The sequence below is a fragment of the Variovorax sp. GW821-FHT09B05 genome, from assembly GCF_059418265.1.
Genome location: NZ_JBWKPN010000004.1, coordinates 496,957 through 509,407, shown reverse-complemented (window position 1 = coordinate 509,407; position 12,451 = coordinate 496,957). Strand labels below are relative to the sequence as shown.

7 protein-coding genes are annotated in these 12,451 nt (G+C 71.8%); 2 read left to right on the top strand and 5 right to left on the bottom strand.

The genetic code is table 11. The features are described 5' to 3' along the window. Positions 1 to 9: 9 nt before the first annotated feature. The gene (locus AC07RM_RS14075) at positions 10 to 1,017 is read right to left on the bottom strand and encodes a Bug family tripartite tricarboxylate transporter substrate binding protein (protein ID WP_495334926.1); all 1,008 of its coding nucleotides are present in this window, start codon (positions 1,015 to 1,017) and stop codon (positions 10 to 12) included. A 123-nt stretch (positions 1,018 to 1,140) separates the two neighbouring features. Here AC07RM_RS14075 and AC07RM_RS14070 point away from each other — a divergent pair, with 123 nt between their 5' ends. Together AC07RM_RS14070 and AC07RM_RS14065 are read left to right on the top strand one after the other, a co-directional pair. Beyond that, positions 1,141 to 2,028: a LysR substrate-binding domain-containing protein gene (locus tag AC07RM_RS14070; protein ID WP_057589983.1), complete on the top strand. Its 888-nt coding sequence runs from the start codon at positions 1,141 to 1,143 to the stop codon at positions 2,026 to 2,028. 152 nt (positions 2,029 to 2,180) lie between these two features. After that, positions 2,181 to 5,333, top strand: a complete 3,153-nt coding sequence (locus AC07RM_RS14065) for a PAS domain-containing protein (protein ID WP_495334925.1) — start codon at positions 2,181 to 2,183, stop codon at positions 5,331 to 5,333. A 20-nt stretch (positions 5,334 to 5,353) separates the two neighbouring features. Here AC07RM_RS14065 and AC07RM_RS14060 read toward each other — a convergent pair whose 3' ends face one another. From AC07RM_RS14060 to AC07RM_RS14045, 4 genes are all read right to left on the bottom strand, one after another. After that, on the bottom strand, positions 5,354 to 7,522 hold the full coding sequence (locus tag AC07RM_RS14060) for a tetratricopeptide repeat protein (protein WP_495334924.1): 2,169 nt from the start codon (positions 7,520 to 7,522) through the stop codon (positions 5,354 to 5,356). A 115-nt stretch (positions 7,523 to 7,637) separates the two neighbouring features. Next, positions 7,638 to 9,305 carry an ankyrin repeat domain-containing protein gene (locus tag AC07RM_RS14055; RefSeq protein ID WP_495334923.1) on the bottom strand — a complete coding sequence of 556 codons (1,668 nt, stop codon included), beginning with the start codon at positions 9,303 to 9,305 and terminating at the stop codon, positions 7,638 to 7,640. A 148-nt stretch (positions 9,306 to 9,453) separates the two neighbouring features. Next, positions 9,454 to 9,999 (bottom strand): nucleotidyltransferase family protein, encoded by a 546-nt coding sequence (locus AC07RM_RS14050; RefSeq protein ID WP_495334922.1) that lies wholly within the window; start codon positions 9,997 to 9,999, stop codon positions 9,454 to 9,456. A gap of 74 nt (positions 10,000 to 10,073) precedes the next feature. Further along, a complete protein-coding gene (locus tag AC07RM_RS14045) occupies positions 10,074 to 12,449 on the bottom strand; it encodes a TonB-dependent siderophore receptor (RefSeq protein ID WP_495334921.1) in 2,376 nt (791 codons plus the stop codon). Positions 12,450 to 12,451 lie beyond the last annotated feature (2 nt).

Below are 12,451 nucleotides of genomic sequence, written 5' to 3'. Positions count from 1 at the left end.
CGCGGCCCCTCATTCGCCGCGCACGCCGGTGCGCTGGATCACGCCGCCCCACATCGCCGTGTCCTGGACGATAGTGCGCGTGAGCGCCTCGGGCGCGGTGCCCAGCGCCTGCCAGCCCTGGTCGAACAGCCGCTGCCGCACCTCGGGCGCCTTCAGGATGCGCGCGATCTCCTCCGACAGCCGCTGCGCCACCGGCGCCGGCAGGCTCGCGGGACCGAAGATCGCGTTCCACGAAGCCACGTCGAAGGACTGGCCGGCCGCCAGCGCCGACTGCAGCGGCGGCAGGTCCGCGAAGGCCGGGAACGGCGTCGCGGTGCTGACGCCGTAGAGCCGCAGCCGCCCGTTGCGCGCCTGCGGCACGGCGATCGACGGGATCATGAACGACAGGTCGATCTGCTGGCCCATCAGCGCGGTCGCCACCTGCGGAAAGCCCGGAAACGGCACGTGCACCGCCTGGATGCCGCTCAGCGTCTTGAGCAGCTCCATCGCCAGGTGCGAGCCCGAGCCAGGCCCGACCGAGCCGTAGCTGAGCCGGTCGCCGCGCGACCTGGCATGGGCCAGCAGCCCGCGCAGGTCGGTGGCGGGCATGTCGGTGCTGCCGGCCAGCACGAAGGGGCTGCTGCCCACCAGCGAGATCGGCCGCAGGTCGCGCGCCACGTCGTAGGGCACGGCGGGATTGAGCAGCTTCGCGGTGGTCAGCGGGCCGTTGCCGGTCAGGCCGATGGTGTGGCCATCGGTGGCCCGGGCCACCGCGGTCACGCCGATGGTGCCGGCGGCGCCGACCTTGTTCTCGACGATCACCGCCTGGCCCAGCGCCTGCGCCAGCGGATCGGCGACGGTGCGCGCCAGGGCGTCGGGCGAGGAACCCGGCGGAAAGCCGACGACCAGCCGCACGGGCTTCTGCGGCCAGGGCGCCGCGGCCCGCGCCGGCCGCGCCCAGGCGGGCACGACCGAGGCCGCGAGCGCGCCCTGCAGCAGGCGCCGGCGCGGCGGCGAGAAAGACGGGGGGTGAGGCATGGATGCGGTCTCCTGTTCGGGCTCATGGGGTCCCGTGAGCCTTCATTCTTGATCCGCGATCCAGCTCGAAACGTGATGTTTAATGATCGCTTCCATCACGTTCCGTGATTGAATCGAGGCCCCATGCCCACCCCGAACACCCCCGCCCCGCGCAGCCACACGGCCGACATCGACCTGCTGCGCGTGTTCGACACGCTGGTGCGCATCGGCAGCTTCACCACCGCGGCCAAGGCGCTGTCGCGCACGCAGTCGGCGGTCAGCATGCAGATGCGCCGGCTCGAGGAGCAGCTCGGCGTGCAGCTGGTGGAGCGCGGCAGCCGCAAGCTGGTGCCCACCGCCGAGGGCCTGCAGCTGCTGCCGCTGGCGCGCCAGATGCTGCGGCTCAACGACCAGCTGTTTCGCGACGTCGATGCGCAGGAGGTCTCGGGCAGCGTGCGCCTGGGCTCGATCGAGCACTACGCCACGCGCGTGCTGCCGGCTCTCATCGCCGAGTTCTGCCGGCTGCATCCGCGCATCCATGTCGAACTGCAGCATGGCGTGTCGTCGCTGATGCATGCCGAGCTGGGCGCACGCTACGACATGGTCATCGGCATCGGCCCGGTCGGCTCGGGCGAGGGACTGCCGCTGTCGAAGTCGCGCATCGTCTGGGCCGCCGCGCCGGGCTCGTCGACGCACCTGCAACGGCCGCTGCCGCTGGCGCTCAATCCCGAGGGCGCGATGCTGCGCGACTGGGCCACCCACGCGCTCGACCGCGCCGGCATCCCCTGGCGCATCGCCTACACCAGCACCACCGTCACCGGCCTCGAAGCGGCGGTGCGCGCGGGCATCGCGGTGGGCGTGTTCCGCGAGGCCACGATCTCCAAGCGGCTGCGCATCCTCGGCGCCAAGGAAGGCCTGCCCGCGCTGCCCGAGTCCGAGGCCTGGCTGGCCACGGCGCCGCTGCCGGGGCGCAAGGCGGCCGAGCTGCTCGAGGCGTTCCTGATCCACCGATTGCGCAAGTCGCAGCGCTGAACGGCACACCGGCGGGGCAGCCTCCCGCGCTGTCAGCGCCCGCCCTCGGCCGGGGTTGAAACCCGCTGACTTCCCGCCGGCACCGCGCCCCTCTATATTTGCCGGCATTTCCGCCCGGCGAGGCGGCGGCTCGCCCACGAAAGGCACAGGCAATGATGGACGGTTCCGGCAACACGCAGCGAACGGACGACGAAGGAGAACGCACGCACCTGGCCTTCCTCGAGGGCGGCGGCGAACTGGGCCGCCTGGTGCGCGACTTCCCCTGGGAGCGCACCTCGCTCGGGCCGATCGCCGCCTGGCCGCAGAGCCTGCGGACCGCGACCAGCCTGCTGCTGCGCTCGCCGGTGCCGATCGTGATGCTGTGGGGCGAGCCCGGCTTCATGATCTACAACGACGCCTACTCGGTGTTCGCGGGCGGCCGTCATCCGCAGCTGCTGGGCTCCGAGGTGCGCCAGGGCTGGCCCGAGGTGGCGGACTTCAACGACCACGTGATGAAGGTCGGCCTGGCCGGCGGCACCCTGGCCTTCAAGGACCAGGAGCTGGTGCTGCACCGCCACGGCAAACCCGAGCCGGTGTGGATGAACCTCGACTACTCCCCGGTGCTCGACGAGAGCGGCCGCCCCGCCGGCGTGCTGGCGATCGTCATCGAGACCACCGAGCGCGTGCATGCCGAGGCCGCGCTGCGCGAGAGCGAGGCGCGCGCCAGCGGCGTGCTCGAGGGCATGGCCGAGGGCTTCGTGCTGGTCGATGCCGAGTACCGCGTGCTGGCCATCAACGCCGAGGGCATGCGGCTGGAGACGCGCTCGCGCGAGGAGATCCTCGGCCGCACCCTGTGGGACGCCTGGCCGGGCACGCTCGACAGCGCCTTCGGCCGGCTCTACCGCCAGGCGATGAGCGAGCGCCGGCGCGTCGAGATCGAGCACTTCTACACCTGGCCCAGCGGCCGCAGCGCCTGGATCGAGATGCGCGCCTATCCCTCGGGCGACGGGCTCGCGATCTTCTACCGCGACATCTCGGAGCGCAAATCGGTGGAGGAGCGCGAGCGCTTCCTGCTCAAGCTCAGCGACACGGTGCGCGACCTCGCCGACCCGGTGGCCGTGACCCGCGCCGCCGCCGAACTGCTGGGCCGCCATCTCGCGGTGGGGCGCGCCGGTTATGGCGTGGTCGATGCCACGCAAAAGCACGTGACCGTGGCGCGCGACTGGAGCGCCGGCGCCATGCCCAGCCTCGCGGGCGAATCGCGCGTGCTCGACGGCTTCGGCCCCGAGGTGGTGGCCGAGCTCAAGGCCGGCCGCACGCTGGTCATCGCGGACTTCCGCGCCGATGCGCGCGCGGGCGGCGCGTATGCCGACACCTGGGAGAGCATCGGCACGCGCGCGCTGGTCGTGGTGCCGCTGCTGCGCGCGGGTGCGCTGCGGGCCGTCTTCTACCTGCACCAGGCCGCGCCCAGGACGTGGACACCGCACGAGATCGAGCTGGCCGAGCTGACCGCCGAGCGCACCTGGGACGCGGCCGAGCGCGCGCGCATCGAGGCGCGGCTGCGCGACAGCCGCGACCGGCTCGCGATGGAGACGCAGACGCTGGAGATCATCAACGGCACCGGCGCGCAGATCGCCGCCGAGCTCGATCTGCAGAAGCTGGTGCAGCACGTGGTCGATGCCGGCGTGGAACTCACGGGCGCGAGCTTCGGCGCCTTCTTCTACAACGTGCTCGACGATGCCGGCGAGCGCTACATGCTCTATTCGCTCTCGGGCGCCGACCGCGCCGCCTTCGAGAACTTCGGCATGCCGCGCGCCACCGCGGTCTTCGCGCCCACCTTCCGTGGCGAGGGCGTGATCCGCTCGGACGACATCCTCGCGGATCCGCGCTACGCGCAGAACCCGCCGCACAAGGGCATGCCCCGCGGCCACCTGCCCGTGCGCAGCTACCTCGCCGTGCCCGTGGTCTCGCGCTCGGGCGAGGTCATCGGCGGCCTGTTCTTCGGCCATGTGCGCACCGGCATGTTCAGCGAGCGCTCGGAGCGCGTGATGGTCGGTCTGGCCGCGCAGGCCGCGATCGCGATCGACAACGCGCGGCTGTTCGATGCCGTGCAGCATGCCAACACCCAGCTCGAGGAGCGCGTGAAGGCGCGCACCGCCGAGCTCGAGCTCGCGCACGAGCGGTTGCACCAGTCGCAGAAGATGGAGGCCGTGGGCCAGCTCACCGGCGGCATCGCGCACGACTTCAACAACATGCTGGCCGTGGTCATGGGCTCGCTCGAACTGCTCAAGCGCCGCATGGGCGACAGCGATCCGCGCGCCCAGCGCTACACCGAATCGGCCATGGACGGCGCGCGCCGCGCCGCCGTGCTGACCCAGCGGCTGCTCGCCTTCTCGCGCCAGCAGCCGCTGCGGCCCGAGGCCATCGACGCCAACAAGCTGGTGGCCGGCATGTCCGACCTGTTGCGCCGCGCGCTCGGTGCCGAGGTGCAGCTCGAGACCGTGCTGGCCGGCGGCCTGTGGCGCGCGCACGCCGACCCGAACCAGCTCGAGAACGTCATCCTCAACCTCGCGGTGAATGCGCGCGACGCCATGCCCGAGGGCGGCCGCCTCACCATCGAGACCCAGAACGCCCACCTCGACGGCCACTACGCGAGCACCCACCTGGGCGTGCCCTCGGGGCAGTACGTGATGATCGCCGTGACCGACACCGGCATGGGCATGAGCGAGGAGGTCATCGCCAAGGCCTTCGATCCCTTCTTCACCACCAAGGGCGTCGGCAAGGGCACCGGCCTCGGCCTGAGCCAGGTCTACGGCTTCGTCAAGCAGACCGGCGGCCACGTAAAGATCTATTCGGAGGTCGGCCACGGCACCACCGTCAAGGTCTACCTGCCGCGCTTTGCCGGCGCCGGCGAGGACGGCCCCGACGCCGAGCGCGCCGACGAGGTGCCGCTCGGCGAGATGCAGGAGGTGGTGCTGGTGGTGGAGGACGAGCCGGCCGTGCGCCAGTTCAGCGTCGACGCGCTGACCGAGCTCGGCTACCGCGTGCTCGAGGCCGACGGCGCCGCCGCCGCCCTGCGCCAGCTCGAGGCCCATCCCGAGATCGCGCTGCTGTTCACCGACGTCGTCATGCCCGAGGTCAACGGCGCCAAGCTCGCCGAGGAAGTGCGCCGCCGCTGGCCCGCGGTGAAGATCCTGTTCACCACCGGCTACACGCGCAACGCGGTGGTGCACAACGGGGTGCTCGACGCGGGGGTGGAGCTGATCGGGAAGCCGTTCACGCTGGAGGCGTTGGCGGTGAAGGTGAGGGAGGTGTTGGAGAGTTGAGTCGAGACGACGGGCGGCGTTCAGCGCGCCGCCGTGCCCGGCGCGGCCGCGCCGGGCAGGCCCTTGAGCTCCGTCTCGTACACCCGCGCCGCCCAGGCGGTGTCCACCGCCTTGAGGCGGTCGTAGGTGCGCAGCGCGTCCTGCGCGCGGCCGGCGCGCCTGTAGACGCTGCAGAGGTTCGCCAGCACCAGCGGATCGGGCGGCTTCACGTCGTCGAGGCGTTCGAACACGCCGATGGCGGCATCGAAATCGCGCGCGCGGATGTGCGTCACGCCGAGGTTGGTGAGCGCCGCGCGGTTGTCCGGCGCGATGCGCAGCGCGCGCTCGAGTGCGTCCTTCGCCTCCGGCAGCCGCCGCAGCTCGTTGAGCTGGATGCCGAGATTGATCCAGCCGGTGGCCATCTGCGGATCGAGCGCCACCGCGCGCTGGTAGGCCTCGACGCTCTGGGGCACCTGGCCCTTGCCGACGCGGCTGGTGCCGAGCACGTCCCAGGCCACCGCATCCTTCGGATCGATCTGCACCGCGCGCTCGGCCAGCCGCAGGCCCTCGTCGGGCCGCCCGAGCTGGCGGTACAGGTCGGCGAGCCGCGCGCTGGGCGTGGCCTTCAGCGGTGCGAGCTCGATCGCCTTCAGGTAGCTGGCCTCGGCCTTGTCGTTCTGCCCGTCCTTCTGCTGGGCCTCGCCGAGCAGCTCGTAGACCTGGGCATTGGATTCGCCATGGCGCAGCGCCTCGTCGAAGGCGCTGGCCGCCTGCTTGAAGTCGCCGCGCTTGAAGTACTGCATGCCCTGCCATTTCCAGGCCGTGCCGTTGCCGGGATCGAGGCCGGTGGCGGCACGGTAGGCCTGCAGCGCGGCATCGGATTTGCCGGCCCAGGTGTAGGCATCGCCGAGCCGCGTCCAGGTGCCGGCGTCGCGCGGGTCGATGCGCAGCGCGATTTCGTAGGCCGTGATCGCGCGCGGCCGGTCACCGGCCTTCTCGAGCGCGGCGCCCAGGTTCTTCCAGGCCAGCACGAAGAGGGGATCGGCATTCACGGCCTCCTGCAGGGCCTGGATGGCCTGCGGCCCCTCGCCGTAGATGAAGGCCAGGCCGTTGAGCGCGAGCGCGCGATCGCCGCCGGTGCCCGACCTTGCCGCGAGCTGCAGGGCCTCGATCGCCTGTTCGCGTTGACCGTTCTTGCGCAGCAGCTCGCCGAGGTTGCGCCAGGCGACGCTGTAGCTCGGATCGGCGCGCGTTGCCGTGCGATAGGCCTCGATCGCGAGCGGGGAGCGGCGGGTCTGCGCGTAGACGTTGCCCAGGTTGTTCCAGGCCTGGGCCAGTCGCGGGTCGAGCTCCACCGCCTTCTGGTAGGCGGCTTCGCCGTTCCGGCCCCGTTCGGGGCCGGTGCCGCCGAGCATGTAGGCGTTGCCCAGGTTGTTCCAGGCCCAGGCGCTCAGGGGCCGCGCCTCGGTCCAGCGCAGATTGTTCTGCAGCAGGCCCGCGGCATCGCCCTTGGCATCGAGCAGGCGCGCCTGGTTCATCCAGGGCACGGTGCCGAGTTCGGCCGGCGGCCGCGGCCTGCGCTCCTGCACCTGCGCGATCCATTCGACGGGCAGCGACATGCCGCGCGGGTTGTCGCTGCCGGCCTCCATCACGACCAGCCCCAGCAGCAGGCCCTGGCTGTCGTGAACGCCCATGCCGTCGCGCCACGGAAACGCCGGGCTGGTCACGGACGGCACCAGGCCCAGGTAGAGGCCTTCGGTGACCCGGCCCATGTAGACGATATCGAGCCGGCCGGTGCGCACGAGGCCGTCGAGCAGGGAGATGCCATGCAGCCCGAAGAGCGTGCCGCTGTCGCGCGTGCGGCCCATGCGCGCCGGCGCCGCGCCCAGGCCCGGCACCCGCAGCAGGCAGACGTCGCGGTCCTCGTCGGCGGCGACCAGTTCGGCCGGAAGACGCGCTGCGCCCTGGCGCACCGCATAGGGAGGCGCGGTGCCGCCGAGCCGATGACAGGGGGTCGCGACCTCGCCAGCGGCAACGGCCACGCCTTCGAAGATCGAAGTGCCCGCGATCACCTCGACGGCACTGCGCGACGCGGCGATCAGCGCCTCGCTGGCCGGTTGGGCGACGGCCAGGGGCGACAAGCCCCAGGCCGCCCCGGCGATCAGCAGCAGCGCGGCCAGCCGCGGTGCCGTTCCTCGTCCTCCATGCATGGCGTCCCCCTCTTGTTGGTCTTCGACAGCGATCGTAGCCACGAAGGTCTTCCGCGGGGGATCGCTGTCTCCGCCCGGCAACGCGGGGCGCGGCGCCGAAGGCCGCGCGTGCGGCTCAGCCGCCGGGCGGCGTTTCGGGGGCCGACGCAGCCAACAGGAACTCCGCCACCTCCTCCGAGAACACCCCGGGCCGCCCATCGATCAGCACCGTATCGGCACTCGCCGGATCGGGCAGCGCGGTCGGCATGCCGTGCGCGACCAGCGCCTCGGCGCAGCCGAGCCAGTCGCCGTCTTCGACGGGCTCGTTGTACGAGGCCCATGACAGCGAGCCGATGGCGTTGTCGCCATAGCCGTGCTTCTCGGTCCAGCTCGCGCCGTGTTCGAGCAGGAAGCGCGCGAGCGCGGCGTCCCCGCGGAACACGGCCTGGTTGAGGGCCGAGGCATCCCAGTCGCCGCCGCGCGCGGCGATCGGCCAGCCGCAGCGCACCATGGTGCGCACCGCGTCGCCGCAGCCTTCCTGCGCCGCGAGTTCGGACAGCAGGCGAAGCTGCGACGCGGACAGCGTGTCGACGAGGCCGGGGTTCGCGGCCTGCAGCGCGCGGGCCGCCGGCTCGTCGGCGCGCGCGCAGGCCGCGATGAAGGCCTCCTGCGGCGAGCCTTGCGCGTCGCCGCCGATGCCTGCCAGCAGGCGCGCGACCTCGACCAGCCCGAAGCGCAGCGCCAGCGTGCGCGCATCGATGCCCTCGCGCGTGCGCACCGACGCATCGGCCCCCGCGGCCAGCAGGGCTTCGATGTGGGCCGGCGAACGGCGGCGGCGGATCGCCCACAGCAGCGGCGTGCCCCATTCGTGGGTCGGCGCGCTGCCGGCGCCCTCGTTGGCATCGCCGCCATGGGCGAGCAGCAGCTTCAGCGCCTCGACATCATCGAGGTCGAGCACGCGATAGAGCGCGTTGGTGCCGGTCACGCGCGCACCCGCCGCGAGCAGCAGCGCGGTGCAGGCGCGGTTCTCGAGCGAGTGGTAGAGCGACTCGTTGTCATTGGGATCGGCGCCGGCATCGAGCAGCAGCCGCGTGGTCTCGGGATCGCGCTGCTGGCCGGCCGCGCCGTACAGCGCGCTCAGCCGCTCGTCTTCGTTGGGCGTGGCCAGCGATGCGGGCGGCCAGCGGTTGCCGATGGACTGGTCGGCCTGCGCACCGGCCGCGAGCAGCAGGCGCACGCAGGCGCGCATGCGTTCGCGGTGGGCCGGCAATTGCAGGAAGGCCGAGTGCGTGACGGCCACCAGCGGCGGCAGCTTCAGCGGCCCGCCCGCGCGATGCACCCACGAGGGATCGCGCGCGATCGCGGCGCGCAGCGCGGCCTCGTCGCCAATGGCGCAGGCCAGCCAGGGATCGTCGCCCAGCAGCTGCGGCGTTTCGGCGAGCAGCCGCTCGGCCACCGCGGGCCGCACGCGGTGGGTGCCGCCGGCCACGTCGCCCGCATAGACCAGGACGAGCCAATGCCGCAGTGCCTTCGCGGGATCGGCCACGGCCGCCTGGCGCGCGAGCACGAAGCCCTGCAGGTCGGGCCAGGAGACGAAGCCGTATTCGCGCGCGATGCACGACTGCGCGTCGTGCAATCGCAAGTCCATCGCGGCGATGGCCGCGTCGCTCCTTGCGGCCGCTGCCGGCAGGTGCGCGCGAAACTGCGCGATGGCCGCCGCGTCGCCCTGGCGGTAGGACGACAGCAGCGTCTTGGCTTGCTTCTTGAGATGGCCCAGGTCGGGCCGAGGGGGGATGCGCTTCACAGGAACCTCCGTGCATCGACGCCGAAGACCCGCAAATTCGGCTGCACAAAGGACTGCTGGTTGCTCAGCGTGCGAAGGCAAGTGGGTTCAACCCTTCCCGCGGGCCCGGGCGCGGCTTGCAACCGCGGGCCGGATGTTAGCGCATCGCTCAGGCTTCGATGCGCAACCACGGCCAGCGCGCGCGGTACGAGGCCGCCTTGCGCTCGAACAGTTCGCGGTGCGGCACCAGCGGATTCATCGTGAGCACGCCCTCGTACAGCAGTGCCAGCCCGTTCGGCGCATAGAGCTCGCCGGGCCGCACGCCGACGCAGGTGGCGGGCACGAGGAAGCGGTCGATGCCGTCGCGCGCGCTGTGCAGTGCGTCGTAGCGCTCGCCGAAGTGCGACTCGTACCAGAGATGCACGCGCGCCTGGTTCGCCACCTCGACTTCGATGCCGAGGTCGCCGAGCAGCGCATCGGCACGCGCCTGCACGCGCGCCTCGCCGGCCTGGCTCAGGTCCTCGGCGTCGAAGTAGAACAGGTCGTAGTCCTTGATCCGCGACGCCGGTGCGTCGCCCGAGCGCAGGTTCCAGACGGTCTGGAACAGGCAACCCGCGACCAGCCAGCCGTCGGGCAAGGCCAGCGCATCCCAGCGCTCGAGGATGGCGCGGTTGTTCGGGTTGCGGCGGATGTCGTCGAGGAAGCGGTCGTGCATGGAAACGGGGAATCGGCTGCGATCGGAAGCCCGGCATTCTGCGCCGTCCCCGCGCCCCGGATCCACGCGCGATCTCAATAGCTCGCGCGCAAGGTCAGCCGCACATTGCGCGGATCGCCATACACGCTGTAGAAGCGCGAAGGCAGCCGCGCGTAGTAGACGCGATCGAACAGGTTGTGCACGTCGAGCGTCAGCGACAGGTTCCTGTTGAAGCGGTAGCCGACCTGCGCATCGGCCACCGCATAGCCGCCCTGCACGGCCGCGCCGCGGTCGGTCTTGCTGACGGCGCGCACGCCCAGGCCCACATGCAGGCCCGCGACCGAAGGCTGCTGGAACTCGTAGCGCGTCCAGAGCTTGACGGTGTGCCTGGGCTCCTCGCTCGAGAAGGGCTTGCCGGCATTGCTCGGGTCGTCGGCGTAGCGCGTGTCGAGCCGGGTGTAGCCCGCGTAGAGGTCCCAGCCGCGCGCGAGGCTGCCCGAGACCTCGGCCTCCCATCCCTTGCTGCGGACCTTGCCCTCCGCGACGAAGAAGCCGGGGTTGTCGGGGTCGGTGACGGCGCGGTTGCGGTCCTCGATGCGGAAGGCGGCCAGCGAGGCGTTGAGCCGGCCGTCCATGAAGCTGCCCTTGGTGCCGATCTCGAACTGCCGGCCCACGCGCGGCAGCAAGGCGGCGTTGCCGACCGCGAGCTGGGTCTGCGGAATGAAGATGTCGCTGTAGCTGCCGTAGAGCGAGATGTCGGGCCGCAGCTCGTAGACCAGGCCGCCATAGGGCGAAAACTTGTGATTCACGCCGCCGGCATCGCTCTTCCATGCGCCGGGCGTGGGCAGCAGCGTCTGGCTCTCGCTGCGGTAATGGCTCACGCGGCCGCCGAGCACCAGCGTGAGCGGGTCGGCGAGCCGCAGCCGCGTCTGGCCGTAGAGGCCGCTCTGCTCGCTGCGCGTGTTGCTGCCGAAGCGCAACGGGATCGGGCGGTCGGGAACGTAGAGGTTGTAGATGTCGACCTGCGGGATGCCGACCGAGCCCGAGAGCGAGGTTTCGTCGCGCTTCGAATGGTTGGCGCCGATCAGCAGGTCATGCTTGCGGCCCCACAGCCTGAAGCTGCCCGCGAGGTTCAGGTCCAGCCCCTGCCAGGTGGTCTCGCCGCTCTGCGCCTGCAACGTGTAGGCCGCGCGGTTGTCGAGGCGCACCAGGCCGTTGATGTAGCCGTAGCGCGAGTCGCCGTCGATGCTGCGCCGGATGTAGGCGGCCTTCGCGACCCAGTCGTCGTCGAAGCGGTGCACGAACTCGGCATAGACCTCCTTGGCGGTGCCCGAGCTGCCGCTCCAGTCGGTGCCGAAGAAGGTCTTGCGCGGCGCGTTGAGGAAGCTGCCGTTGGTGTAGGTGCCCGGGCCGTAGTCGACACCGCGGTCATGCTGGGGCTGCACGCTGCCCGACAGGCTCAGCGTCGAGCGCGGGCCGAGGTCGGCCTCGACGATCGCGTAGCCCAGCGTGTGGCGGCTCGTGCCCTGGGTGCGGAAGCTGTCGCCGCCCTCGGAGGACAGCAGCGCGCGGCCACGCACCGTGCCGGCCTCGTTGAGCGGGCGGCTGATGTCGATCTCGCCGCGGTGCTGGTTCCACGAGCCGGCCGACAGCAGGCCCGAGATCGCGGGCTCGGCCAGCGGCCGCTTGCGCACCAGGTTCACGGTGCCGGCCGGCGTGCCCGATCCCTGCAGCACGCCGGCGGGACCGCGGAACACCTCGACCCGGTCGTACATCGAGAGGTCGAACTGGCGCAGGTACTGGATGCCGTTGTTGAACGGCAGGCCGTCGTACTGCACCTCGGAGGCATAGCCGCGCGACTGGAAATAGGCCGTGCCATCGCCGTAGGGAATGGCCGTGACGCCGACGGTCTGGCGCAGCGCGTCCTCGACCGTGGTCATGTTCTGGTCGTCCATCTGCTGGCGCGTGATGACCGAGACCGAGTTCGGCACGTCCTTCCACGGCGTGGGTGTCTTGCCGGCCACGGTCACGGCGCGGGCGGCGTAGGAGCCGCTGCCTTCGGTGAGCGCGCTGCGCTCGCCGCGCGCGGTCACCACCACGGGGGCCAGGCCGCCATCGCCCGATGCCGCGGCGCCATCGGCGGCCGCCTTGCGCAGGCGGTAGTTGCCGGGCGCGACCGGCACCGCCTCGAGGCCGCTGCCGGCCAGCAGGCGCCGCAGGCCCTGCTCGATGCCCTGGCCGCCTTCGAGGCCTGGCGAACGCAGGCCCTCGGTCAGCGCGGGATCGAAGGACAGCGTGATGCCGTTCGCGCTCGCGAAGCCGTAGAGCGCCTGGCTCAATGGCCCGGGCGCGATCGCCTGGCTGGCGGGCGCGTCGGCGGCCTGGGCGATGGCGGGCGGCAGCGCGGCGGCGAGCGCCGCGGCGAAGGCGATGGCGGTGAAGCGATGGCGCGAAGCGAAGGAGGAAGGCATGG

Bases quoted from the DNA above. Each gene is read 5' to 3' on its own strand.
- AC07RM_RS14050 (WP_495334922.1), bottom strand. From the start codon at position 9,999: ATGCACGACCGCTTCCTCGACGACATCCGCCGCAACCCGAACAACCGC.
- AC07RM_RS14045 (WP_495334921.1), bottom strand. From the start codon at position 12,449: ATGCCTTCCTCCTTCGCTTCGCGCCATCGCTTCACCGCCATCGCCTTC.
- AC07RM_RS14065 (WP_495334925.1), top strand. From the start codon at position 2,181: ATGATGGACGGTTCCGGCAACACGCAGCGAACGGACGACGAAGGAGAA.
- AC07RM_RS14075 (WP_495334926.1), bottom strand. From the start codon at position 1,017: ATGCCTCACCCCCCGTCTTTCTCGCCGCCGCGCCGGCGCCTGCTGCAG.
- AC07RM_RS14070 (WP_057589983.1), top strand. From the start codon at position 1,141: ATGCCCACCCCGAACACCCCCGCCCCGCGCAGCCACACGGCCGACATC.
- AC07RM_RS14060 (WP_495334924.1), bottom strand. From the start codon at position 7,522: ATGCATGGAGGACGAGGAACGGCACCGCGGCTGGCCGCGCTGCTGCTG.